The 23,925-nt window shown below is 64.7% G+C and carries 26 protein-coding genes and 3 pseudogenes; 15 read left to right on the plus strand and 14 right to left on the minus strand.

The annotated features are described in order from the left end of the window. Positions 1-35 precede the first annotated feature (35 nt). Positions 36-2,084 carry a pyrroloquinoline quinone-dependent dehydrogenase gene (locus ABIB06_RS16640; RefSeq protein WP_354125599.1) on the minus strand — a complete coding sequence of 683 codons (2,049 nt, stop codon included), beginning with the start codon at positions 2,082-2,084 and terminating at the stop codon, positions 36-38. Next, on the minus strand, positions 2,085-2,318 hold the full coding sequence (locus ABIB06_RS16645) for a hypothetical protein (RefSeq protein ID WP_247351890.1): 234 nt from the start codon (positions 2,316-2,318) through the stop codon (positions 2,085-2,087). A gap of 162 nt (positions 2,319-2,480) precedes the next feature. On the opposite strand from ABIB06_RS16645, the gene ABIB06_RS16650 reads away from it, so the two are divergent. Both ABIB06_RS16650 and ABIB06_RS16655 read left to right on the plus strand, forming a co-directional pair. After that, positions 2,481-2,885, plus strand: coding sequence for a hypothetical protein (locus ABIB06_RS16650; protein ID WP_247444437.1), 405 nt, complete (start codon positions 2,481-2,483; stop codon positions 2,883-2,885). A gap of 114 nt (positions 2,886-2,999) precedes the next feature. After that, complete coding sequence (locus ABIB06_RS16655) at positions 3,000-3,329, plus strand: hypothetical protein (protein WP_247444436.1); 330 nt, start codon at positions 3,000-3,002, stop codon at positions 3,327-3,329. 71 nt (positions 3,330-3,400) lie between these two features. Here the strand turns inward: ABIB06_RS16655 and ABIB06_RS16660 are convergent, their stop codons facing one another. Both ABIB06_RS16660 and ABIB06_RS16665 read right to left on the minus strand, forming a co-directional pair. After that, positions 3,401-3,868 carry a DUF6691 family protein gene (locus ABIB06_RS16660; RefSeq protein WP_354046224.1) on the minus strand — a complete coding sequence of 156 codons (468 nt, stop codon included), beginning with the start codon at positions 3,866-3,868 and terminating at the stop codon, positions 3,401-3,403. A gap of 5 nt (positions 3,869-3,873) precedes the next feature. Further along, positions 3,874-4,302, minus strand: coding sequence for a YeeE/YedE family protein (locus ABIB06_RS16665; protein ID WP_247444434.1), 429 nt, complete (start codon positions 4,300-4,302; stop codon positions 3,874-3,876). A 172-nt stretch (positions 4,303-4,474) separates the two neighbouring features. Here ABIB06_RS16665 and ABIB06_RS16670 point away from each other — a divergent pair, with 172 nt between their 5' ends. Next, positions 4,475-5,644, plus strand: coding sequence for a GNAT family N-acetyltransferase (locus ABIB06_RS16670; protein ID WP_354046221.1), 1,170 nt, complete (start codon positions 4,475-4,477; stop codon positions 5,642-5,644). A gap of 7 nt (positions 5,645-5,651) precedes the next feature. Here ABIB06_RS16670 and ABIB06_RS16675 read toward each other — a convergent pair whose 3' ends face one another. Continuing rightward, complete coding sequence (locus tag ABIB06_RS16675) at positions 5,652-6,317, minus strand: DsbA family oxidoreductase (RefSeq protein ID WP_354046219.1); 666 nt, start codon at positions 6,315-6,317, stop codon at positions 5,652-5,654. Between the two features lie 84 nt (positions 6,318-6,401). After that, a complete protein-coding gene (locus tag ABIB06_RS16680) occupies positions 6,402-7,223 on the minus strand; it encodes a helix-turn-helix domain-containing protein (protein WP_354046217.1) in 822 nt (273 codons plus the stop codon). Positions 7,224-7,324: 101 nt separating this feature from the next. Here ABIB06_RS16680 and ABIB06_RS16685 point away from each other — a divergent pair, with 101 nt between their 5' ends. Then, a complete protein-coding gene (locus tag ABIB06_RS16685; RefSeq protein ID WP_354046215.1) occupies positions 7,325-7,555 on the plus strand; it encodes a hypothetical protein in 231 nt (76 codons plus the stop codon). 37 nt (positions 7,556-7,592) lie between these two features. After that, a complete protein-coding gene (locus ABIB06_RS16690) occupies positions 7,593-7,991 on the plus strand; it encodes a hypothetical protein (protein ID WP_247351908.1) in 399 nt (132 codons plus the stop codon). Between the two features lie 157 nt (positions 7,992-8,148). On the opposite strand, the gene ABIB06_RS16695 is transcribed toward ABIB06_RS16690, so the two are convergent. Then, a complete protein-coding gene (locus ABIB06_RS16695) occupies positions 8,149-8,709 on the minus strand; it encodes an SET domain-containing protein (RefSeq protein ID WP_354046554.1) in 561 nt (186 codons plus the stop codon). A gap of 164 nt (positions 8,710-8,873) precedes the next feature. Here ABIB06_RS16695 and ABIB06_RS16700 point away from each other — a divergent pair, with 164 nt between their 5' ends. After that, positions 8,874-9,479: a hypothetical protein gene (locus ABIB06_RS16700; RefSeq protein WP_354046213.1), complete on the plus strand. Its 606-nt coding sequence runs from the start codon at positions 8,874-8,876 to the stop codon at positions 9,477-9,479. A 29-nt stretch (positions 9,480-9,508) separates the two neighbouring features. On the opposite strand, the gene ABIB06_RS16705 is transcribed toward ABIB06_RS16700, so the two are convergent. Then, positions 9,509-10,243, minus strand: a complete 735-nt coding sequence (locus ABIB06_RS16705) for a TetR/AcrR family transcriptional regulator (RefSeq protein ID WP_354046211.1) — start codon at positions 10,241-10,243, stop codon at positions 9,509-9,511. A gap of 106 nt (positions 10,244-10,349) precedes the next feature. Between ABIB06_RS16705 and ABIB06_RS16710 the strand changes: the two genes are divergently transcribed. From ABIB06_RS16710 to ABIB06_RS16735, 6 genes and pseudogenes are all read left to right on the plus strand, one after another. After that, positions 10,350-11,747: a carotenoid oxygenase family protein gene (locus ABIB06_RS16710; protein ID WP_354046209.1), complete on the plus strand. Its 1,398-nt coding sequence runs from the start codon at positions 10,350-10,352 to the stop codon at positions 11,745-11,747. A 40-nt stretch (positions 11,748-11,787) separates the two neighbouring features. Further along, positions 11,788-12,050 (plus strand): annotated as a pseudogene (locus ABIB06_RS16715) (hypothetical protein). 77 nt (positions 12,051-12,127) lie between these two features. Continuing rightward, on the plus strand, positions 12,128-12,703 hold the full coding sequence (locus tag ABIB06_RS16720; RefSeq protein ID WP_354046208.1) for a hypothetical protein: 576 nt from the start codon (positions 12,128-12,130) through the stop codon (positions 12,701-12,703). A 12-nt stretch (positions 12,704-12,715) separates the two neighbouring features. After that, on the plus strand, positions 12,716-13,270 hold the full coding sequence (locus tag ABIB06_RS16725; RefSeq protein WP_354046206.1) for an inner membrane-spanning protein YciB: 555 nt from the start codon (positions 12,716-12,718) through the stop codon (positions 13,268-13,270). A gap of 104 nt (positions 13,271-13,374) precedes the next feature. Beyond that, positions 13,375-13,671 carry a hypothetical protein gene (locus tag ABIB06_RS16730; RefSeq protein WP_247351923.1) on the plus strand — a complete coding sequence of 99 codons (297 nt, stop codon included), beginning with the start codon at positions 13,375-13,377 and terminating at the stop codon, positions 13,669-13,671. A 117-nt stretch (positions 13,672-13,788) separates the two neighbouring features. Further along, positions 13,789-13,911, plus strand: a pseudogene (locus ABIB06_RS16735) (SH3 domain-containing protein); the annotation flags it as partial. Between the two features lie 134 nt (positions 13,912-14,045). Here ABIB06_RS16735 and ABIB06_RS16740 read toward each other — a convergent pair. Beyond that, positions 14,046-15,701, minus strand: coding sequence for a fumarate hydratase (locus ABIB06_RS16740; protein ID WP_247351926.1), 1,656 nt, complete (start codon positions 15,699-15,701; stop codon positions 14,046-14,048). Positions 15,702-15,949: 248 nt separating this feature from the next. On the opposite strand from ABIB06_RS16740, the gene ABIB06_RS16745 reads away from it, so the two are divergent. From ABIB06_RS16745 to ABIB06_RS16755, 3 genes are all read left to right on the plus strand, one after another. Continuing rightward, positions 15,950-16,423, plus strand: a complete 474-nt coding sequence (locus ABIB06_RS16745) for a hypothetical protein (protein ID WP_354046204.1) — start codon at positions 15,950-15,952, stop codon at positions 16,421-16,423. A gap of 206 nt (positions 16,424-16,629) precedes the next feature. Further along, positions 16,630-16,797 carry a hypothetical protein gene (locus ABIB06_RS16750; protein ID WP_354046202.1) on the plus strand — a complete coding sequence of 56 codons (168 nt, stop codon included), beginning with the start codon at positions 16,630-16,632 and terminating at the stop codon, positions 16,795-16,797. A 116-nt stretch (positions 16,798-16,913) separates the two neighbouring features. Further along, positions 16,914-17,588: a methyltransferase family protein gene (locus tag ABIB06_RS16755; RefSeq protein ID WP_354046200.1), complete on the plus strand. Its 675-nt coding sequence runs from the start codon at positions 16,914-16,916 to the stop codon at positions 17,586-17,588. A 157-nt stretch (positions 17,589-17,745) separates the two neighbouring features. Here the strand turns inward: ABIB06_RS16755 and ABIB06_RS16760 are convergent, their stop codons facing one another. The 5 genes and pseudogenes from ABIB06_RS16760 to flhB all read right to left on the minus strand — a co-directional run bounded on the left by ABIB06_RS16760 (position 17,746) and on the right by flhB (position 23,914). After that, a complete protein-coding gene (locus ABIB06_RS16760; RefSeq protein ID WP_354046198.1) occupies positions 17,746-18,453 on the minus strand; it encodes a glutathione S-transferase in 708 nt (235 codons plus the stop codon). Positions 18,454-18,531: 78 nt separating this feature from the next. Beyond that, positions 18,532-18,786, minus strand: a pseudogene (locus tag ABIB06_RS16765) (lectin); the annotation flags it as partial. Positions 18,787-18,913: 127 nt separating this feature from the next. Beyond that, a complete protein-coding gene (locus tag ABIB06_RS16770; protein WP_354046196.1) occupies positions 18,914-19,906 on the minus strand; it encodes a Tim44 domain-containing protein in 993 nt (330 codons plus the stop codon). Between the two features lie 191 nt (positions 19,907-20,097). After that, positions 20,098-22,680 carry a cell cycle histidine kinase CckA gene (gene cckA, locus ABIB06_RS16775; RefSeq protein WP_354046194.1) on the minus strand — a complete coding sequence of 861 codons (2,583 nt, stop codon included), beginning with the start codon at positions 22,678-22,680 and terminating at the stop codon, positions 20,098-20,100. 154 nt (positions 22,681-22,834) lie between these two features. Further along, on the minus strand, positions 22,835-23,914 hold the full coding sequence (gene flhB / locus ABIB06_RS16780) for a flagellar biosynthesis protein FlhB (protein WP_354046192.1): 1,080 nt from the start codon (positions 23,912-23,914) through the stop codon (positions 22,835-22,837). Positions 23,915-23,925 lie beyond the last annotated feature (11 nt).

Raw genomic sequence — 23,925 nt, forward strand, 5'->3', positions numbered from 1 at the left:
TGAATGAACGTTCGCATCGCGCGCGCTATGCTGGGTCATGTTCGCGCGATACGACGCCGGCGGCGCCAGCGCAGGCTTGCGACCACGAGCGCGACGATCGCGAGCGCGACCGCCGACGATGCCGCAAAAAATCGTCCACCGGGACGATCGATGGTACGCGACCATAGCGACGGCCCCTCGCCCGGCCGAGCCAGGCGAAAGGAAACGACGCTGTCGCCGATCGAGGTGCCTGCTTCGGAGTGGCCGCCGGCGCCGATGGCGACATACTGCTCGCCCTTCCAGAGATAGGTCATGGGATTGGCGACGCCGGGCACCGGCAGCCGGCCTTGCCACAGCTCGTTTCCGCTTCGCGCATCGAAGGCGCGCAAATAGGCGTCCATCGCGCCGGTGAAGACGAGCCCGCCTGCGGTAACCGCGAGCCCATTGAGGAGCGGAGCGCCCCAGGGGAGCGGCACGCCGAGCGGCGCCAGATCCTCGGTTGTGCCGACGGTCGAACGCCAGAGGATCTTGCCAGCCTTCAGATCGACCGCGACCATCTCGCCCCAGGGCGGCTTGTTACAAAGAAAACCGAGCGGCGATGTCACCATCGCCCGCGACATCGCAAACGGCGCGCCATTCTGCTGGCCAAAATCATGGCCGGGCGGCGGATTGAATCCGGCAGCCTCCGCGCGCGGAATCAGCTTGATCAGATGAACGGCGCGACTGGTGTTGGCATAGAGTATCTGGTTGACGGGATCGAAGGCCGCACTGCCCCAGTTCACGCCGCCGCCGGTGAAGGGGTATTCCAGCGTGCCTTGCGTTGAAGGCGGTGTGAACAGCCCTTCGTTACGCGCTTCCGCGAACTGGCGTTCGCAAGAAGACCGGCGCAAGCCGGGCAAGAACGAGAGCGCATCATCTGCCGAGATCGTCTGCGACGTCAGTGCCGGCACATGTGTCGGGAATGGCTGCGTGGGCGACAGCCGTTCACCTTCCGCGGCCCCCTGCGGAACGCTGCGCTCCTCGACCGGCCACACCGGCTTGCCGGTATCGCGATCGAGCACGAAGACAAAGCCCTGCTTGGTCGGCTGGATCACGACATCGCGCTGACCTTCTCCAGTGTCGATGCGCGCGAGCGTCGGCTGCGCCGGCAGATCGTAATCCCAGACGTCGTGGTGCACGGTCTGGAATGCCCATACGAGCTCGCCGGTCTCGATGCGCAGCGCGACCACCGAATTGGCATGCTCGTTGTTGCCCGGCCGCTTGCCGCCCCAAAAATCCGGCGATGGAGAGGATGTCGGCAGGAACACCAACCCGCGCGCGGCGTCGACCGACATCGGCGCCCAGACATTGGCGTGACCGGCTTCGATACCGTCGCGCTTCAGCGGCTCGAATGTCCACCGCATTTGACCGGTGCGCGCGTCGAACGCGCGCACGACGCCACTTGGCGCGTCGACGCGGCGGTTGTCGCCGATCGCGGATCCGATCACGACGACACCGCGGCCGACCGCCGGCGGCGAGGTGATCTGGAATTCGCCCGGCCATTCCAGCTTCGTGCCGATAACGGGCCTGACCTCACCGTTGTTGCCGAAGCCGGCGCAGGGGATTCCCGTCTTCGCATCGAGCGCGATCAAGCGGACATCGTTCGTGCCCATGAAGATGCGCGATCGACATGTGGCATCTACAGGCGCCTCATCGTCGATCCAGTAGGTGACGCCGCGGCAGACGTAGCGATTGGCGGGACGCTGGTTGATCGCGATCTTCGGATCGTAACGCCATTTCTGCGCGCCCGTGCCGGGATCGAGCGCAATCACCTCGTTGAAAGGCGAGCAGAAGACCAGGCTGTCCTCGACGAACAGCGGCGTCGCCTGGAATTTGGTCCGCCGCATCACCCCGGGCGGCCGCGCCGCGAGATCGCCCGTGTGGAATTCGAAGGCCCGAACCAGGTTGCCGACATTGTCGGGCGTGATCTCTCGCAATGGCGAGAAGCGCGAGCCGCCGGGATCGCCACCCCAGCTCTCCCAGGCGATGCCTGGCCGCGACGAAAACAGGAGGAGCGTGATGAGAGGGGCCAAATAGCAGGGGCGGGTCGCCAACGCCCGCCGCATCTATTTCGGCTTCTTGGCAGGTTCAGGCGGACGCGCCCCGCTCCACGGATCATACTTCTCCTTGGACTCGGGAATGCGTTCGAGCGCGGCCTTGTAGGCCTTCTCGTCGACCTTTGGCTTGTTGTCCGCCTTCTGCCCGCCCTCGTTAGGCTGGCGTCTGCCGCCACCCATCTGCGCTTGCGCCGAGACAACCGTCAGCGCCAGCACCGCGGCCGCTATGACCAAAATCCTCATTGGCTCCCCACCGTCTGGGCACAAACTAGCCTGCAATCCCGGAATAGCAAATACCGCGGGTTCCAGGCCCTCAGGAATCTTGCCTTCAGGAAATCTTGATCGGCCGGGACTTCGTCGGATCGCATTCGTGCCTATCTGTTGGCCCGCGGGGGACCTTCACGGATGTTGCGGATTATTGCTCAAGCAGCGCTGCTGGCCGGCGTGCTCGCGCTCGGTGCGTGCGGCTTTGCCGATAGCCGCGCACCGGTGCCGGAGTTCATGCGCATCAAAGAAGCCGAGCAGGCGCCGCCCGAATCGCCCCCCGACGTCAAGCGCGTCGTGCGCGAGCAGATCGAATTCGTTTTCCTCAGCACGTCCAATCCCCGCGAGGTGCATGTCGCCACGCCCCATCGTGAGGTGAGGGGACCAGGCTGGACAGCCTGCGTCCGCGCCCAGCTGACCTCCGCCACCGGCTCGGCGCTCGGCGCCCAGACCTACATCGTGACCATCACCGGCGGAAAAGTGGTCGATCGCCGGCGCGCCGAAGCGGACGACATTTGCGGGTCGGAAAGCTACCAGCCGATCTAGGAACAAATCACGCCGACACGCGATCCGGTTCCGGGAAAAACCAGCATGACGGCCGGGAACGATCACCGCCTCCCCTTCTTGTTACCGCCGAGGGCAGTTTCTGAGGAGGACACGATGAGGACATTCACGATTGCACTGCTGGCCGGCGTCGGGGCCCTGGCCACAGCGAGCGGCGCGAAGGCCGCCGACATCTATACGACCAGCGAATACACCAGCCCCGATCTCGTTCAGCAGGTCCGGCTCGTCTGCGACGATTCCGGCAATTGCTACCGCAGCCGTGGCGGTGAGCGCGTGATCGTGCGCGATTCCTATAACACCATGCCGCGCGAGCGCTATTACGAGCGCCGCAGCCATCGCGACTGGGACGATGGTCCGCGCGGCGGCGTCGGCATTCGCACACCCGGCGTCAGCGTGGGCGTCGGTGTCGGCGGGGACCGCTGGTAGTCAATAAGATTGAAATGGGCAGGACCGGACGAGACAACTCGCCCGGTCCTGTTCCATGTCAAGTTTCGAGCTCAGGTTTCGAGCGGATCGGTCGGCGCGACGATGCGCGTTGACGACGTGAGCTGCGCGATGAAGCGGGCGAGCACCATGCCGGCGCACATCGCAACGACGAAGATGAACGCGGAGACCGAACCGAATCCAAGCGCGGTCAAAGCCGGCCCTGGACAAAAGCCAACAAGGCCCCAGCCGATTCCGAAGATGGCGGGACCGGCGATAATCTTGGGGTCGATGTCTCTTCGCGTCGGAATGTAGAAGCGGTCGGCGAAGACAGGCCGTGCGAGCTTCAAGACGCGGCTGAAGCCGACGAAGGTCACCGCGACCGCGCCGGCCATCACGAAAGCGAGGCTAGCATCCCAGGTCCCTCTCGGGATCCCGCCGACGTCCAGAAAGTTCAGCACCTTTGCCGGGTTCGACATGCCGGAGACGATGAGGCCGAGGCCGAAGATCAGGCCGATTGCGAATTGAACGAGAATGGCCATCGCGATCAGCTCCAGTGCCGCATCGCGAAAACCGTCGCCACGCCGGTCGCCATGAAGGTGATGGTCGCGACCAGCGAGCGCACCGACAGCCGCGACAGGCCGCAGACGCCATGGCCGGACGTGCAGCCGCTGCCCCACACCGCGCCGAAGCCGGTGAGCAATCCGGCGACAATTAGAAGCGGCGTTGCCGCCGCGATCGTTTGCGCCGGCAGGCTTCCCGTGACTAGGCGCACCAGGATGGGCGCGATGACGAGGCCAGCGACGAAGGCGAGCCGGCCGGCGAATTGCCGATCCTCGTAAGGCGGAAACAGCCGCGCCACGATACCGCTGACTCCGGCGATCCGACCCGCCGTCCACATCAGGAGCACGGCGGCGAGACCGATCAATGCGCCACCAAGGAGCGACGCAATCGGCGTGAAAGGTGTGGCAACCATGATGATCCTCCGGGTCGAGAGCAATTCCGGCGTATCCATCGGGGCATCCGGGCCACCGAGCGCCCTCATGCTCAATGAGACGTTAATATTACCACTCGAATTGAAGCTGCGTCTCAACTGTATTTTCCAATCTTTGCGCTAAACATGGCCTCCTGAACGGGGACGACGGGACGTGGTCGATATCGCGCACCAGGCTGCGACCAATCCGGCATCGGCAAAGCATGCCGCCGCGTCGCACGCGCGCGTCCCTCTTACGGCGATCGAAGCCGGCCAATGGCGCGCGCTCGCGCAACGCGCGGTCGAACCGAATGGATATTATTTGCCGGGCTGGGAGCTCGCCGTGAGCGCATCCGCGCGCGGCCGCACGGATGCCTCGGCGCTTCCCGCTTTCGACGGAGCCTCGGCCCGGCTGATCGGGCTGATGCCGGTGACCTCGCTCTGGCGCGCATGGAAGATCCCCCTGCCCGCGCTGGTGAGCGCGCATCCCTATGGCACGCTCTGCAGCCCGCTGATCGACCGCGACGCTCCGATGGAAGCCGCCACGCGTCTGTTGCAGCGGGCGCGCGAAGCCGGAGCCCATGCGCTCGTGCTCAACGACGTCGCGCTCGACGGGGCGGCGATGACCGCCCTCAATCAGGCCCTGCATCGCGACGGCCTGCAGCCGAAAATTCTCAGCTCCTACACCCGCGCCAGCCTCGATGCGACGCAGGATGGCGAGACGCTGTTGCGCGAGGCGCTCGGCGCCAGGAAGCTCAAGGAGCTGCGCCGCCAGCGCCATCGTCTCGAAGAGCATGGCGCCGTCGCGTTCGACGTCGCACGGCGGCCCGACGAGATCGGACCTGCGCTCGAAACGTTCCTGCAGCTCGAGGCCAGCGGCTGGAAAGGCAAGCGCGGCACCGCGCTGATCCAGCATGCGGGCGATGCGACCTTCATCCGCCGTGCCGTAGCGGCGCTGGCAGAGACCGCGCAGTGCGAGATTGTAACCTTGCGCGCCGGTACGATTCCGGTGGCCGCCGGCATCGTGCTGCGTCATCAGGACCGCGCCTTCTTCTTCAAGCTTGGCATCGACGAACGCTTTGCAAAGTATTCGCCAGGCGTGCAGCTCACTCTCGAGCTCACCCGCCACCTCTGCGCCGATCCCGCCATCGCCAGCGCGGATTCGACCGCGAGCGCTGACCACCCCATGATCAACCCGATCTGGCGCGGGCGCTTCGCAATCGGCGATGTGCTGATCCCGCTGCGGCGGAACGATCCGATCGTGGCGCTTGTTCATGGAGCGCTGATCGGCCTCAACGTCGCGCACGAGACCGCGCGACGCGCGGTCCGCCTGCTCCGCAAATAAGAGAAAGCTACTCCGCCGCCTGAGCGTTGATCTCCGCCGAGACCTCACGGATGGCACGCGCGAGCATGTTGGGATCCTGTGCGCCGGAGACGGCGTATTTCTGCGCAAACACATAGGTCGGCACGCCGGAGATGCCCTTCTCGGCGGCTTCCTGTGCGTCCGCCGAAACGCGCGCGACGTCCTCGTCGGTGGCAAGACGCTTGCGCACGTCGTCGGCGTCGAGGCCGACATCGGCAGCCGCCTGCACCAGCACGCTCACATCGGTGAGGTCGCCGCCGTCGCGGAAGTACAGCTCCATCAGGCGCTGCTTCATCTCGGGTGCCTTGCCGATCGTCTCGGCCCAGAGGATCAGGCGGTGGCAGTCGGTCGTGTTGGGCTGACGCGCGACAAGCTCTGGCTTGTAAGTGAGGCCCTCTTCGCTTGCGGCCGCGACCACACGGCCGGCAATGCCCTTATAAGCCTCGACCGAGCCGAACTTCTGGGTGAGATAGGCCTCGCGGCTGATGCCTTCGCGCGGCACCCAGGGATTGAGAAAGAACGGGCGGAATTGCAGCTTGACCGGAACGTCGGGCACCAGCGCCAGCGCGCTCTCGATCCGGTGCTTGCCGATATAGCACCAGGGGCACACCACGTCGGAGACGACGTCGATCTGGAGCGGCTTTAGCGTGCTCATATCAGGGCCTCCTTCGGGCACTTCGCGGGTTCGCCCCAAGATAAGCCGAACCCGCCCCGAGGCAAGGGTGCTAGGTCATGGGTGCTAGGTCATGGCTGCCGCCATCTGCTTCAGCCGTTCGGCTGTGCGCTCGTCGGCCGGAAAGAACGTCTCCAGCGCCAGCTCCGACAGCGTGATGTCGACGGGCGTGCCGAACACCATGGTGGTGGAGAAGAAACTTAGTATCTCTCCATCATGGCGCAGCTTGAAGGGGATCGCGACATTGTCGCTCGACAGCGGCGCCGCGCGCGCCGGGATCGGATAGCTCTTCAGGTCGTTGTGGAGCCTGATCAGCTCGGGATCGGCGGTTGCCTCGCATTGCCGGTGCAGCCGCTCCAAAAGATGCCCGCACCATTCCGCAAGGTTGACCGTGCGCGGCGCCAGCGCCTCGGGATGCAAAGCGAGCCGCAGCACGTTCAAGGGCCGGCCTAGCAGCCGCTCCGGGATGCCGGCGAGCAGCGGCGCCAGCATGCGGTTGGCGGAGACCAGATTCCAGTGCCTGTCATAAGCCAGCGCCGGATTGGGTTCATGCGCTTTGAGGACGAGGTCGATCGCCTGGCGGGCTGATTTCAAGGCAGGATCCTCCAGCGGGCGCTGCGGAAAGGCCGGGGCATAGCCGGCCGCGACCAGCAGCACGTTGCGTTCGCGCAAGGGCACGTCGAGACGTTCGGCGAGCCTCAGCACCATGTCACGCGAGGGTGCGGCGCGGCCGGTCTCGACGAAACTCAAATGCCGCGCCGAGATCTCGGCTTCGCCTGCGAGATCGAGCTGGCTCATGCGACGGCGCTGCCGCCATTCGCGCAAATGGTCGCCGATATGGACTGGCTGGCTGCGTTCGGCCTGTGCCGTGGATGCATGTGCGTTCATGGTCGAAAACCTAGCACGCGGATTTCGGCTCTTCCATTACGTCGGAGGTAATCGAATTGGGCCACGGGCCGGCGCATCTTCGGTCGCAACAGGAGACGATCATGATCGCACTGCTGCTCTACCGGACCGTCGCAGACCACCTTGTTCCCTGGGCCATGGCGTTCGCAACCCGGATGCTGGCGCGCAGCCTCAACATGCCCGAGCCGCTGGTGCATTCGACCGGCGACTATGTCGTCGCGCAGGTCACAGCCTTCGAGCACAGCGTCGGCAGGACGCTCTGCCCGTTCCGTCTCGCCCGCCTGCTCCGCGCCTGGTGGCGCGGATTGCACTGAGTTTCACCTCGAGCCCAACCCAACCATGGAGATCACGATGATCGACGCATCCAGCTTCCTCCGCCGCGCGCTTCTTGCCGACGCAATCTTCAGCGGCGTCTCCGCTCTCGGTCTCACTTTCGGCGCCGGCGCGTTCGCGTCGCTGTTCAACCTGCCCGAAGCGCTGCTGCGCGAGACCGGCCTGTTCCTGATCGCCTATGCCGCGCTCGTCGGCTGGCTTGCCTCGCGCGCCTCTGTGGCGAAGCCGCTCGTGCTGCTGGTCGTGGTCGGCAACGCGGCCTGGACGGTCGGCAGCATCGCGTTGCTGTTCTCAGGCGCGGTGTCGCCGAACCTTGCCGGCGAGCTCATGGTCGTGGCGCAGGCGATTGCGACCGGCGTGTTTGCCGAGCTGCAGTATGTGGGATTGCGCAAGAGCGGCAGCGTGGTGGCGGCGTAAGGCTTATCGCTACCAGTCGTCGCCCGGTTTAACCGGGCGACGCATTCTTCCAGAGACAGAATTCCAGAGACAGTGGACGTATGCGGATAAGCCGCGGCGTCCAGGATGCCCCGGTCAAGCCAGGGCATCCAGGACGGCGGGAGTGCGCAAGTGCAGGCTACGCCCGCGCGCGGCCGTTCTTCTTGCCAACCGCGTGGCCGTTGAGCTTCTTCTTTTTGGCGGCCTTCGCCCCCGCCTTCTGCGCTTTACGTTCCGCGCGCGCCTTCACCTTGGCGCGCTCGACCCGCGCTTCCGCGCGAAGCTTCTTGCGCTTCTTCTCGCATGAGGCGCATTTGCAGCCGATCGGCTTCAGATAGGCTTTGAAATAGTCGGTGCCGTAGTCATAGTTGATCTCGTCGCCCGGCTCGATGTTCTTGATGGCGCGGATGAAGACCTTGCGCTCGCGCGGCCGGACGTCGGATTCGGCGTTGGGCCGGCACGAATGGTTGATGTAGCGCGCGAGGTTCTTGCGCACCGAGCCGTCGATGGTCCAGCGGCCGTTGAGCTCGAACAGGTATTTGTTCTCGATGTCGTCCTGCTCGGGAATCCGCGAGTCCAGGATCGGTCCGTAATAACGGATGATCCGGGTGCCCTTCTTGATCGGCTGAGTGGCGAAGAGGCCGAGCCCGGTTTTCGAGCGGCCGACACGATAGGATTTTTGCGAGGAGATGGCTGTCATGATCAGGAGAAAGAGGACCGCGAACGAGGCCCGATGCCTCAAGCGAAGCCGCCCTTCTAGAACGATTCCGCGCCGCTGTCAGGTGTCTGTCGACGCTGTTTGAACCTTGCCCACAATCAAGACGTCTGATGGTACGGAGTTCCCGCTCGATCAAAGGCGTTGTCATGAACCACATCACCACCGCAGGCATGGCCGTGTTGCTGTTGTGCACCGGTCTCGACTGCGCCGCAGCCCAATCCATGGGCAGCGCCTACACCTCGACGGCGCCGAAGGATTGCCGTCAAATCGGCAAGCCCGGCGAGCTCGACGGCAGCACCACGCGGGTCTGCAAGGGCAAGGATGGTCTCGTGGTCCTGATTGCCGAGGACGATCTTCGCGAAATCGTTTCCGTCGGCCGCAATCGCAAGGCGGCGGCCGAGGAACCGGCGGCAAAAGTCTGGTTCGGCCCGTTCAACTCGTCCGAAACCACCGTCGAGTGGCGCGCAGCGGCCGCAAAACCGTTTGCGATCATTCAGCGCTGGCACATCGCCGATGGCACCGACCCCGACAAGCAGGGGCGGCCGAACACCAAGGCCATGCTCGTCGTGACCCGGCTGCCGCCGGGACCGGTCTGCCACGTCGCCTATATCGACGCGATCGCTAACCCGAACAGCAATGAACTCGCCCGCAAGGCCGCAGACGATTTTGCCCGCAGTTTTCGCTGCGGCAAGGACGAGGTGAAGATCATCGGCGCCCGCGGCCGCGCCGTGGAGCTGGCGACGATGCGCTAGGCGTTCGCCTGGCATCATGTCCCAATTGATCAGGGACCCGGCGGCTTCCCGGTTATGGGTGCCATCAGCATCGCCTCGAGCAGGCGTTCGGCCGTCGTCCCCTCGGGCAGCCGTCCCAGAATGTCCGAAAGCCGTCCGTCGAGCAGCAGCGTGGTAAAACCGTGCACCATCGACCAGGCGCGTGCGATCGCGGCGCCCTGATTGAGCGTCAGCGCATCGCCGCTGATCTGCTCCTGCCGCATCATGCCGACGGCATTGGCGAGCCCGGCGAAAGAAGCCTCGGCCGCCTCGTGCAGCGACGGCCTGGAATAGTCGAGGCGCTCGGTGCGGAACATGATGCCGTACATGCCGGGATGAGCCTGGGCATAGGCGACATAGGCTTTCGGCCGCGCCAGCGCGCGCGCGAGCGGCGTGGTAGCGGCGTCACAGGATGACGCCATCGCCGCATTGAACTGGCGGAAGCCGACCGCCGCGAGCTCACTGAGAAGTCCCGTGAGGTCGCCGAAATGATGGGTGGGCGCGGCATGCGAGACGCCCGCCTCGCGCGCCACCGCGCGCAATGTCAGGCCGGCGAGCCCCTCGCGCTCCAGCACCCGTTCGGCGGCCCGGAGCAGCGCCTCGCGCAGCGCGCCGTGGTGATATGGCGCCTCGGTCTTGACGCTCGCCGGCCGTCGCGCGGAACGCGGCGGTGTCGCTGCCGACGATGTCTTTCGCGACGTGCGCGCGCGCCGCGGGGATTCGGTCCTGGTATCGCTCTTGCCCATCAGCAAGCTATAAGACGCAATATTGACAGTGTAAAGATTTCACTTGACGGCCGCGACGATCGGAACTATTTCATCTTTACGATGTAAAGATACGGAGGGATAGACCGTGCAGCAGGACGCCGTTGCCGAACGCCGCCACAACCTCGCGCCGATTCCATTCGAGGCCGACGCACCGTTCCTCAAGATCATCGGCGAATTGCCGCGCGAGTTGAACGGCACGCTCTATCGCAACGGCCCCAATCCCCAGTTCGACGCGCCCGGCGCGCACTGGTTCGTCGGCGACGGCATGCTGCACGCCTTTCACCTCGATCACGGCCGCGCCAGCTATCGCAACCGCTGGGTCCGCACGCCGAAATGGCTGGCCGAGCACGATGCCGGCCGCGCATTGTTCGGCGGCTTCGGCCGCAAGCTGCCGGATGCGCCAGCGAACCTCACCGACGGCGGCGTCGCGAATACCAACATCATCTTCCATGCCGGCAAGCTGCTGGCGCTGGAAGAAGCGCACCTGCCGACCGAGATCGAGCCGGGCACGCTCGCGACGCGCGGCTATCACAATTATCAGGGCCGCGTCGCCGGCAGTTTTACAGCCCATCCCAAGGTCGATCCCGTCACCGGCGAGTTGGTGTTCTTCGGCTACAACGCCGCGGGACCGCTGACGCCTGCCCTCTCCTACGGGTCGATCGACGCGTCCGGCAAGGCGACGCGCTTCGAACGGTTCGAAGCGCCTTATGCCAGCATGGTGCACGACTTCATCGTCACCGCGAACCATGTGTTGTTTCCGATCCTGCCCGTCACCGGCAGCATGGAGCGTGCGATGAGCGGGCGGCCGCCCTATGCCTGGGAGCCGGACAAGGGCGCCTGTGTCGGCGTGGTCAAGCGCAAGGGCAGCGCGAAGGACATCGTCTGGTTTCGCGCTGAAGCCTGCTACGTCTTCCACGTCATGAATGCGTGGGAGGACGGCGACCGCATCATCGCCGACGTCATGCAGTTCGAGGAAGCACCGCTATTTACCCATCCCGACGGCACACCCACCGATCCCAAGAAATCGTTTGCCCGGCACTGCCGCTGGACCTTCGATCTCTCGGGGAATACCGACCGCTTCCAGCAGACCTATCTCGACGATCTCACCGGCGAATTCCCGCGCATCGACGACCGCCGCGCCGGACTGATGAACCGTCACGGCTGGTACGCCTGCGCCAATCCGCGGCTGCCGATGTTCGGCGCGCTGTCCGGCATCGTTCATGTCGACGGCAACGGAAAGCGCCTCGGCCATTATCTGCTGCCGGCCGGCGACACCATTTCCGAACCGGTGTTCGTCGAGCGATCGACGGATGCAGCGGAAGGCGACGGCTGGCTGCTCGCAGTGGTCTGGCGTGCGCGAGAGAACCGCAGCGACCTCGCCGTGTTCAATGCCACCGATGTCGAGGCCGGCCCCGTCGCAATGGTGCAGCTCGGCCACCGCGTGCCCGATGGCTTTCACGGCAATTGGGTCGGCGCGCAGTAGCTATCCCTCGTCATCGCGGATATCACCGTAGAGGTCTCTGATGCACATGCCCTCGATCACTGCGGACTGTCTCGTCGTCCTCGTCCTGATCTGCGCCGCGCTCTTACTCCAGATGATCCGGCTGAGGCGGAGCGGCCAAACCATCTTCAACGGCGGTATCTTGCTCGCCCTCGGCCTCTCGATCGCCTGCGCGCTACCCGTCCTGTCGCGCCTGCCCTGGGCGGAATTCGCTGACGAAATCACCGAGCAAGCCGTTGCCACAATTCAGTTTTGGAAGTCGCTTACGTCATTTTGACACTGTAAAGATATCGCTTGACCCTGCTTCGTCCCTGAACTACTGATCTTTACATCGTAAAGATTTGGCCTGACCGAGGCGGACCATGGCGATTTTCCTGATCCTCGCGCCCTACGGCGCCTACACCTTCCTGATGCTGACGACATCGGCCACGATCAGCGTGTTCGTGGCCGCGGCAATCTGTCTCGCCACCGTCGCGATCGATGTCGTGCGCGGCCGCTCCGTGAAGATCCTGGCCATGGGCTCGGCGCTGCTGTTTGCCGCGATCGGCCTCCACCTCGCGCTGTTCGACCCGGCGCTGGGCACGCTCGGTGTCAAGCTGTCGGTCGACATCGGCATCTTCGTCATCTCGCTCGGTTCGATGCTGGTCCGCCGTCCCTTCACGCTGCAATACGCGCTCGAGTCCGTGCCCGCCGAGACCGCGGCGTTGCCCGTCTTTCTCAATGCCAATTACGTCATCACCGGCGCATGGACCGCGGCCGCGCTGTTGATGGCGGCCGCCAATCTCGTGCTGCTCTATGTCCCCGGCCTGCCGCTGTGGTCGAGCCTTGCGGTCGCCTTCGCGGCCCGCAACAGCGCGATCTATTTCACAAAATGGTATCCGGAGTATCGCCAGATCAAGTACGCTACGCCATCCAGCGCAATGCCCCACACACGCTGAACAGGATCGACGATGAAGGACGTATTCGCCCGCCTCGCTTCCGACTTCCTCTCCGCCATCGTCTTCCTGGTCATCTACCTCATCACCGACAACATCGTCCTGGCAACGTCGGCTGCGATTGCCGGAGCAATCGCGCAGGTGATCTACGCCCGCGTCAAGGGACAGCAGCTCAACTACATGACCTATGCGAGCGTCGCGCTCGTCGTGGTGCTGGGCACGGTCACGCTGCTGACCAACGATCCCCGCTTCATGCTGGCGAAGCCCTCGATCGCGCATTTCGCGATCGGCCTCATCATGCTCAAGCGCGGCTGGATGCTGCGCTACATGCCGGCGATCGTCGTCGAGACCGTCCCGGAATATGTGACGGCCGCGGGCTATGCCTGGGCGGGGCTGATGTTCGTGATCGGTGCCGGCATGATCGCGGTCGCCTTCACAGGCGATCTGAAGCTGTGGGTGTTCTACATCACGGTGGTCGCAGGCGGCGCCAAGATCCTCGCCTTTGCCGTGCAGTATGTCGTGCTTCGCCTCATCGTCACCAGCCGACGACGCGCGGCCGCCCGCGCCTGAATGCCTCCAACGGAGCGTAGGCAGCTGCTGCGAGTTGCGCTATACGCTCGACCCGGGACTGGCCCGCGGATCGTCGCGGTCCGCCGGAATTTTGGGAGACCCGAATGGCCGTGGACGGCAACTGGACTCTGACCATGACGACGCCCATGGGCGAGCGCAAGGCGACGCTGAGCCTCACGGCCGCTGGCGGCACGCTCAACGGCACGCAGGGTGCGGAAGGCAATACCGCCGAGATTTTCGACGGCGCCGTCAGCGGAGATGCCGTCAACTGGAAGGTCTCGATCACCAATCCGATGCCATTGACGCTCGAATTCATCGGAACCGTCTCCGGCGACAGCATGAGCGGGGAGATGGGCATCGGCCCGATGGGCAGCTTCCCATTCACCGGCACGCGCGCGTAAGCCGCGCGGCAACCGTGCGCGCACTCGGCGCGCGCGGACGATGCCGAACCGGCGTGGCAGGCAAGCGCGCTCGCTATGGTGCCGGCAGGCTATGTCGCCGGCACGGCCTATCGGACCACCGACGGCGGGCCGAAGCGCAGCCTTGCTTGCAGCGGCCTCTGGGGCCTTGTCGAGAGTCAGGACGACGTCCGTGGCTGGTGGCGCGCGCAGTGCTCCAACCAGGTCACCAATTGTAGCTGAGCGAGTAAGTCTCGTGTCGCGGACGCGATGCAGCGCGAAGCGGTGCGTCGCAGAGCCGGGACCCATGCTGCCAAAATGGACCCCGGATCAGCAGCGCATCATTTCATGCTGCGCAGCATCCGGGGAACGCCGCCTCAGCCCAAATTCAACTCCTTGAAGAAGTCGTTGCCCTTGTCGTCGATGATGATGAACGCCGGGAAGTCGACGACTTCGATGCGCCAGATCGCTTCCATGCCGAGCTCGGGATATTCGAGCACCTCCACCTTCTTGATGCAGTGCTCGGCAAGGTTCGCCGCGGCGCCACCAATCGAGCCGAGATAGAAGCCGCCATACTTCTTGCAGGCCTCGCGCACGGCAGGTGCCCGGTTGCCCTTGGCGACCATCACCATCGAACCGCCGGCAGCCTGGAATTGGTCGACGAAGGAATCCATGCGGCCTGCGGTGGTCGGGCCGAACGCGCCGGAGGCGTAGCCCTCGGGCGTCTTGGCGGGCCCGGCGTAATAGACCGGGTGGTTCTTGAAATAGTCCGGCAGCGGCTCGCCCTTATCCAACCGCTCGCGCAGCTTGGCATGCGCGGAATCGCGCGCGACAATCATGGTGCCGCTCATCGAGACCCGTGTCTTGGTCGGGTACTTCGAGAACGTCGCCAAAATATCCTTCATCGGCTGGTTGAGGTCGATCTTGACGACCTCACCGCCGAGCGCCTGCTCCACCTGCGGCAGATACTGCGCCGGGTTGTGCTCGAGCTCTTCGAGATAGACGCCGTCCTTCGTGATCTTGCCGAGCACCTGGCGGTCAGCGGAGCAGGACACGCCGAGCCCGATAGGCAACGAGGCGCCATGACGCGGCAGACGGATCACGCGCACGTCGTGGCAGAAATACTTGCCGCCGAACTGCGCGCCGACGCCGAGCGACTGCGTCATCTTCAGAATTTCCTGCTCCATTTCGAGATCGCGGAACGCGTTGCCGTCGGGCGAACCGTGGGTCGGCAGCGCGTCGAGATAGCGGGCCGAGGCGAGCTTCACCGTCTTCATGCAGAGTTCGGCCGAGGTGCCGCCGATCACGATGGCGAGGTGATAGGGCGGGCACGCAGCAGTGCCCAGCGTCAACACTTTCTCCTTCAGGAAGGCCAGCAGCCGGTCCTTGGTCAGCACCGAGGGCGTGGCCTGGAACAGGAAGCTCTTGTTGGCGCTGCCGCCGCCCTTCGCCATGAACATGAACTTGTAGGCGTCATCGCCCTCGGCGTAGATCTCGCACTGCGCCGGCATGTTGTTGGCGGTGTTCTTCTCCTCGTACATCGAGAGCGGCGCGACCTGCGAGTAGCGCAAATTGCGGCGCAGGTAAGCATCGCGCGCGCCTTCCGAGAGCGCGGCCTCGTCGTCGCCGTCGCTGATGACGTTGCAGCCCTTCTTGCCCATGATGATCGCGGTGCCGGTGTCCTGACACATAGGCAGCACGCCGCCGGCCGCGATGTTGGCGTTCTTCAGAAAATCCAGCGCGACGAACTTGTCGTTCGGGCTCGCCTCGCCGTCCTCCAGGATCGCGCGGAGCTGCTTCAGATGCCCCGGCCGCAAATAGTGGTTGATGTCGCCAAAGGCCGCTTCCGACAGTGCCCGCAGTGCCTCACGCGACACCACCAGCATGTCTTTCCCCAGGACCTTCTCGACCCGCACGCCCTCGGCCGTGATCTTCTTGTAGGGCGTCTCGTCCCTGCCCAGCGGAAACAGCGGCGTGTGCTTGTAGGGCGGAACGGGTTTTGACGGGTCGGGGAAGGCGGTAGGAGCGTTCATGGGCTGAAATCTCGGGGTTTTGGGGCCCTCGCATGGGCCCCTTTCATAGAAGCGTTCTAAGCTTTTTTGCCGCAAAGGGAAGGCGGTCTGGTGCGGTCGGGGCATCCCGATTCGGCGGCATAGCGACCGTTTTTCGGCGGCTCTCGGGCGGACACGTGTCCCTCATGATGCCGGTGAAGACCCTGGGCGCACCCCTTGCGCTACGCGCGGGACGACGCTTGAATACGCCCCATAAGGGGCTTTTTATCATGACATTGAACTTGAACGTCCGCGGCGCGATCCTGGTCGCCGCCGCCATCGCCGGCCTTGTGACCCTCGCCTCGCCCGCACGCGCCGACCGCTGCGACGACAGCGCCAAGGAGCTGGCGAACCAGGTCGATCGCCTCAAGGTGAATTTCCGCGCCGCCAATGTCGTCTACCTGACGCACCCCGCGGCCAAGGAATTGTCTGTGGCCTGCCGTGGCGACAAATATTCGATCGAGCTCTATGCCAAGGGCGATCGCAAGCCCAAGCCGGAGTTCTTTGCGCTGGTGGGGTCGATGGCGGCGATCGTCTTCACCGTGACGAAGGATGATACGACGACGGGCGCGACACGCTGCCTGAAGCGGATGGGACTCCTGCGCGGCGACAAGATCAGCATGCGTTATCGGCGTCTCAACATGGAATGCACCCGCACCAAAACCGACGCGTCCATCGCGATCACGCGCGGCAGGGACGAATAGGCGGGGCGAGCGTAGCGAAGCACATCCAAACTGTCTCCGCGATGACAGACTGGATTGCTTCGTCGCAAGGGCTCCTCGCAATGACGAGGAGAGATCCGAGAGCACATCCCACCGCACCGGATCGTTCGCATTTTAACGATTGCCTTGAAGGAAATTTCGCGCCTCGCGGTGCAAGGTCAATTGTTTCCATGTGTGAGGATTTGTGGATGAGCGTTTCTACCGTTTCGCCGCCGCCGATCGCGATCGTGGTGCCGAGCTACGACGCGACCAAGCAGCAGGACGATCAGACCAAGGACAACGACCCGACCTATAAGCCGCCGCCGCCTGCGCCGCTGCCGCCGGGTCAGGGTACGCGGATCGATCAGCTCGCCTGATCCGTCCGTTTCGCAATGAAAGGCCCGATCCGGTCGATCGGGCCTTTCGCGCGTCCGGCCGCATCTTTGCCGGATAATGGGACCAATATCGTGCGCGTCTACCCTGAGACCTGCGCATGATCGCAAAACTGCTGCTACAGAACACGATTACCACTGTCGCAATGGGCGCGCTGCTGTTCGCTTGCGCCGGGACGATGCGTTGGCCTTCGGCCTGGGTGTTCCTTGCCACCTGCGCCCTGCTCGGCCCGCTCTGCGGCTGGTGGCTCTACCGGATCGACCCTGCCTTGCTCGCCGAACGTCTGCGGCCTGTCCTGCAAAAGGACCAGCCGGCCGCCGACAAGGTGTTCATGATCGCCTTCGTCGTCGTGATGCTGGTCTGGCTGGCCGCGATGGGGCTCGACCGGCGCACGCTATCCTCCGACATGCCGCTCGCGCTGCAGATGCTCGGCCTCGCATTATTCCTGCTCTCGACGCTCTTCATCCTCTGGGTCTTCCGCGAGAACTCGTTCGCCGCGCCCGTGGTGAAGCTGCAAGCCGAGCGCGCGCAGCGCGTGATCTCGACCGGGCCTTACGCGCATGTGCGCCATCCCATGTACAGCGGCATGATCCTGTTCTTCGCCGGCGTGCCGCTGCTGCTGGGCTCGTGGTGGGGACTTCTGATGGTGCCGCTCGTCCTCGTATTGTTTGCAGCCCGCATTCGCATCGAGGAGCGCACGTTGCGCGAAGGCCTGCCGGGCTACTCCGATTATATGACGCGCGTGCGCTATCGCCTGCTGCCCGGCGCATGGTGAGTGCGCATCACTCTCCTGTGCGATGCACGGAAGGAAGGCGCGACGATGTTCTGAAGCGTTGGCAAGCGCTCGAAAGCCACGACGTGTTCGGGCGATTGATCGCGCCCGAAACGGCCGGTCCGGAACGGGGGCTGCCGCCAGCCTCCCTCCGGACCGGCTAATTATCGAGCTCTTTATACCGACGGAAGATGCCCTGCTCGTTGAAGGGAATACGGCGCTCGCTTTCGAGATAAGCCTTGATGTTCGGCCGCGCGGCGACCCGATCGCGCAGGCCGACGAGGCCCGGGATATCTTTCTCGAACGCCTTCATGCGCTTCGGAAACGCGTAGCGCAGGCCGTCGACGATCTGAAACAGCGAGAGATCGACATAGGTCAGCTTGCGGCCGGTGATATAGGCGCCGCCATTGCCGGTGAAAAGGTCTTCGAAATAGCCGAGATATTTCGGCACGCGCTCGCCCCAGAAATCGGCCGTGCGCTTCTTCGCCGTCGGCTTCTGGTCTTCGTAATAGAGCGAGGGTCCGAGCGGATGATGGGTGTCGTGAATCTCGACCACAAGGTCGGTGATCGTGAGCTGAAGCTGATGCAGCCAGAGTTGGCCGGCCTCCGTCTTCGGGGCGAGGGCGTGGCGGGCGGCGAGATAGAGCAGGATGTTGGCAGTCTGGCCGACGATGAGTTTTCCCGCTTTGAGGAACGGCGGCGCAAAGGGCGGCGTGCCCTTGTGCGCGTCCATCATCTTCATCATCGCAGCCGTGCCGTGCGGACCGCGCGCCACGTCGACGTAGGCCGCCCCCGCCTCTTCCAGCGCCAGCCGCACATATTCGCCGCGGCCCTGGATCTCGGGCCAATAATAGAGTTCGTACTTCATGGGAGGGATCCGTGATTGCGTTGCGGCGAGTGTAGCACGCAACCACGAACGCCATGACGGGGGAGAGAGTTCCGCGCCTCAATTCGCCGCGAAGCAATACAGCAGGCCGTCGCCGCCGGTGCTCTTCAGATTGGCCTGCGAGCAGCCGCCATCGGGGCCGCGCGAGGGATGCGAGTTGTTCCACGATTTCGATGGTTCGTCATCGCGCAGGCCTTGACGATCGGCGTGGCCGACAACCGCCGCGCCTTGCGTGCTCGACGTCCAGTTCTTGCAGATCTTGTCGTCACCCGCGGGAAATCCGGCGCCGTCAGCTTGCGAAGCCGTGGGGATGTTTATCGTTGGCCGCCGGATTTCAACCCGAGGCGCGCCCGCTTATTCCGGTTCCGCGATACGAGACGTCCCAAAAGAAAAAGGCGCCGTGCAAGAAGCACGACGCCCTGGCTTTTCACGTCGTCTGCGATCAGTTGGTCTGCTGGATCGCTGACAATTCCCAGCCGCTGCCCGGGCGTCGGGCAAAGGTCCAGACTTCGGTGGCCTCGCCCGGCTGCTCGCTGCCGGCGACAATCGCGCCGGTGTTGCGGTCGAGCGTCTTGTCCGTGAGCGCGAAGCGCAGCGCCACTGTCGCGTAGTCGGTCTCGCCTTCGCGCCAGGATTCCGCGAGGTCGCCCTGCAACAGCTTCACATCGCTGACCTTGTTGACGACGTTGCGCCCGCGGTTCTGGCCGAGGTCCTGCTCGAAATAGGAGACCATTTCCGGCGTCGCGAGCGTGTGCAGCTTGGCCACGTCCTCGTTGGACCAGGCGGCCTGGACGTCGCCGAGCAGACGCTCGAACGCCTCATAGTCCGCCGGCTTGATCTCGAGCGGCGCGTTGTTGGCACCAAAGCCGAAGCCGCTGCCAAGACCACTGCGGGAGTTCGTATCCGGTCCCGGGCCGGCACCGGCGTTCGCGTTGGCATAGGCGGCCTGCGGCGTGTGGCGGCGCTGCCACCACGACATCGCCAGCCGCACCACGACCACCACCAGCACGATCTGGATGATCAGGCCCAGGATCGAGGACAGGCCGCCAAGGCCGCCGAACAGGCCACCGCCGAACAGCATGCCGAGCAGGCCCGCGCCGAGGAAGCCGGCCGCAAGGCCGCCCAGGAAGCCACCGCCGCGGCCGAACAGGCCGCCGCGCGCAGGCGCGGTTGCGGCCGAATTCATGCCTGCACCGGGCTGGGTGTAGGTGCGGTTGAACTGCGACGTCGAACCCGGCGCGGTCGTGGTCGAGGGCGGGGCCGAATAGGTCCGCGCGCCGCGCGACCCCGACGACATGCCGCCGCCGACGCGCGCGTCAGCTGACGAGATCGCCAGCGCGGTCGGCAGCGCAAGCGCCAGCACGACAGCGATCGTCTTGAAGAGACTGCGGGAGCATTGTGAGAACTTCATGTGCGTTTCCCAAATCCCCGGCATGGGGACGTGTCCTTAAGATGGGCAGACTTCCCGAAAAGTGAAGATGGTTTCGGAACTTATGGCTGCGGCCCTCAGTCGCGGGGATGTGGCAAAAGCCCATATTTGGCGGGCGCTTGGCCGGGTGTGCGAGGAACTGTGGTCACGGGTTACCGGCGGGTTGGAGGGGAGAATTCCGCTTTTTCCTCAAAGCCTCACCCTACCTTCGTCATCGTCTCCTTCACAGCCGCCACGAGTTGGCTGAGCGTGAAAGGCTTTGGCAGGAAGTCGAACTGCTGGCCTTGGGGCAAGCTCTTCTCGAACGCGTCCTCGGCATAGCCGGAGACGAAGATGAACTTGATGTCGGGATTCTTCTCGCGCATCGCCTTGAGCAGGGTCGGGCCGTCCATCTCCGGCATCACGACATCGGAGACGACGAGATCGATGCCGCCGCTCTGCTCGTCCAGCAACTCCATGGCCTCGACGCCATTCTCGGCCTCGACCACGGTGTAGCCGCGCGAGCGCAGGCCGCGTGCGTTGAGCGCGCGCAGGCCCTCTTCGTCCTCGACCAGGAGGATGGTGCCCTGTCCGGTGAGATCGGTGCGGGGCTTGGCTTCCGCCGCTAGCCCGGCCTCCTTCGCGGCACCATTGGTGGCGCCAACGACCGCCGTCGGCTGCTCGACCTGCTCTTCAGGCTCGGCGTGATGACGCGGCAGGAAGATGTGGAACGAGGTGCCCTGCCCCGGCTCGGAGTCCACGTAAATGAAGCCGCCGGTCTGCTTGACGATGCCGTAGACGGTGGAGAGCCCGAGGCCGGTACCCTTGCCGACTTCCTTGGTCGAGAAGAACGGCTCGAAGATCTTGTCGCGGATGTCGGCGGGAATGCCGGTGCCGGTGTCGGCGACCTCGATCCGCACATAGTCCGCGGCCGGCATGCCCTTGTAGGCGAGCCTGGCGGCTTCCTCTGTGGTGACGTTGGCGGTGCGGATGATCAGCTTGCCGCCCTCCGGCATGGCGTCGCGCGCGTTGACCGCGAGATTGACGACCACCTGCTCGAACTGGGAGACGTCGACCTTGACCGGCCAGAGATCGCGGCCGTGGATGGTCTCCTGCTTGACCTTCTCGCCGATCAGGCGGCGCAGCAGCATCGCGAGGTCGGAAAGTGCGTCGCCGAGATCGAGCACCTGCGGCCGCAGCGTCTGCCGGCGCGAGAACGCCAGCAACTGCCGCACCAGCGTGGCGGCGCGCGTCGCGTTCTGCTTGATCTGCATGATGTCCTGGAACGACGGATCGGTCGGCTTGTGCGCGTTCAGCAGGAAGTCGTTCGCCATCATGATGGCGGAGAGCACGTTGTTGAAGTCGTGGGCGATGCCGCCGGCGAGCTGGCCGACCGTTTCCATCTTCTGCGACTGGTTGATCTGGTTCTCAAGCGCGCGCCGCTCGGTGGTCTCGAGCATGTGCACGATGGCGGCTTCGGCGTCGTTCTCGGCCGCGTCCACCGGCGTAACGAAGAACTGGCCCCAGCGCTCCTTGGTGCCTTCGAGTGCCACTTCGACCGGCGCGACGTCGGCCTGCCCCTCCGCGGCCTGGTTGATGGCCGCGATCAAAAGGTGCCGGTCGCGCGAACTGACCGCGCGGAAGATCGACTTGCTGGCGCTGTCGAGCCCCAGCGCCTGCCCGAGCTTGGCGTAGCGCGCATTGGAGCGCACGACGTTGCCGCCGCGGTCGACCGTCGCGATCGCCATCGGCGTATGGTCGAAGAAGCGCATGAAGCGCACTTCGGCGGCGCGGTCCGGATCGCTACGCTCATCGCGGGCACGGCTGATCACCAGCGTGCGCGACGGCCCCGGCGCACCGTCGGCGCCGAAGGCGAGCTTGTGATAGAGCCGCACCGGCATGGTTTTGCCGGTGCGCATGCGCAGGTCGATGTCGAAGACTTCGGTCTTCACCTCGCCCGGCACCGCCACGATCGCGGTGAGCAGCGAAGCGCCGTCGCCGGAGACGATGTCGGTGAGCTTCAGCCCGCCCGAGCCGATCTCGGCGAGGTCGTGGTCGAGCCAGTTCGCCAGCGTCGCGTTGACATAAGCGAGCTCGCCGGCCGGATTGACCGAGAAGAAGCCGCAAGGCGCGTGATCGAGATATTCGATCGCGTGCTGGAGTTCCTGGAACACGTCCTCCTGGCGCTCGCGGTCGCGGGTGATGTCGGCGATCGACCACACCGCGTATTTCGTCTCGCGCTTTCCCGTGCCAAGGGGCCGCACCCGCATGCGCAGCCAGCGGCCCTGGCTGCCGTCCTGGCCGGAGATCCGCACCTCTTCCTGCTGCCGCTTGCCTTCGCGCGCGGCTTTCAACAGGCGGAACACGGCTTCGGAGACGTCGGGGTTGCCGATGAAGACGCGCTCGACGGGGCGCACCTCCTGCGGGCCGGTGGCGCCGGTCAGCGTCAGATAGGCGGCGTTGGAATAGACCACGTGGCCGCGCGGGTCGGTCACGGCCAGGCCATCGAAAGCGTGATCGGCGATGCGCCCCATCACGGGATCATCGAGATTGCGGTCCACGAAGCGGATGATGCCGGCTGCAAAGGCAAATAGGTTGAACAGGCCGACCATCGCCAGCACGGCGAGGATGCCGAGGATATAGGGCTGCGCCTGCGCGCGCCCAAGCGTCATCAGCCCGATAGCGACGGCGACGAGGCCGGCGGCCACCAGCAGCACCAGCGCAATGCTGCCCGAGCGCGGCGACGGTTCGGGCGCCGCAACGGGCTCGCGTGTGAGGTCGTGGTCGGTCTCAGCAGTCATCTCAAGCTGGCGCAGCCTGTCGGCAGAGAATCAACGCGCTACAGGGCGCGTGGGGTCCTCCCTGCCTGAATCGGACCCGCAGGCGCAAGGGCAGCAGGGGCGAAAGGTACGCTGATTCCCAGATTACGGCCATTTCCAGTACTTTTCAGGGGTTTTATTGCCGGCTGGCGCCGAATCCGCTCTTCAGACGCATGACGTAGCCGATGACTTCGGCGACTGCATGGTAGTGCTCGGTCGGGATTTCCTGGTCGATCTCGACGGTGGCGTAGAGCGCGCGGGCGAGCGGCACGTTCTCGACGATCGGGATGTCGTGCTCGCGCGCGATCTCCCGGATCTTGAAAGCGAGGTTGTCGACGCCCTTGGCGACGCAGATCGGCGCCGACATGCCGCGCTCGTAGGACAGCGCGATCGAATAGTGGGTCGGGTTGGTGATGATCACGGAGGCCTTGGGAACCGCCGCCATCATGCGCTTCTTGGAGCGCTGCTGGCGCAGCTGCCTGAGCTTGCCCTTGATGTGCGGGTCGCCTTCGGACTGCTTGAACTCTTCCTTGATCTCCTGGAGCGACATCTTCTGCCGCTGGAACCAGCTGCGATACTGGAAGAAATAGTCGCCAATGGCGATGATCGCGAGCGCCGCGACCACCGCGCCGAGCAGATGAATGGTCAGACTGGTGGTGGCGCCGAGCATGGCGGCCGGATCGAGCCTGACCATCGCCTCCATACGATGCCGCTCCGGCCACAGGATCGTGGTCATGACCGCGCCGAGCACGATCAGTTTGCCCAGACCCTTGAGGAAGTTCGCAGCCGCTTGCTTGCCGAAGATGCGCTTGAGGCCTTCGGCGGGCGACAGCTTGCTGAATTTGGGCTTGAGGGATTCGGCCGACCACACCAGGCGGTGCTGCAGCATGTTGCCCGCAATTGCCGCCAGCACCAGCATCAGCAGCGGCACGCCGACCGCCGCGAGCACCGCGACTTCGATCTGCTGCATCAGGGCGAGCAGAGCCCGGCCGTCGGTCTTGATCATCCAGGAATTGGCAAGCAGGTTGCGCATCGGCGTCATCAGCCCGCTGCCGACCGAGCCTGAGAAGCTCGATACCACAAGCGTAGCGCCCGCGATCATGAACCAGGTGTTGATCTCCTGGCTCTTGGCGACGTCACCGCGTTCGAGCGCATCTTCGAGACGTTTTTGCGTCGGGTCTTCTGTTTGACTCTCTGGATCGTTGTTTTCCGCCATCGATCACCCGG

This window comes from Bradyrhizobium sp. LB8.2 (assembly GCF_040548035.1).
Taxonomy (GTDB): domain Bacteria; phylum Pseudomonadota; class Alphaproteobacteria; order Rhizobiales; family Xanthobacteraceae; genus Bradyrhizobium.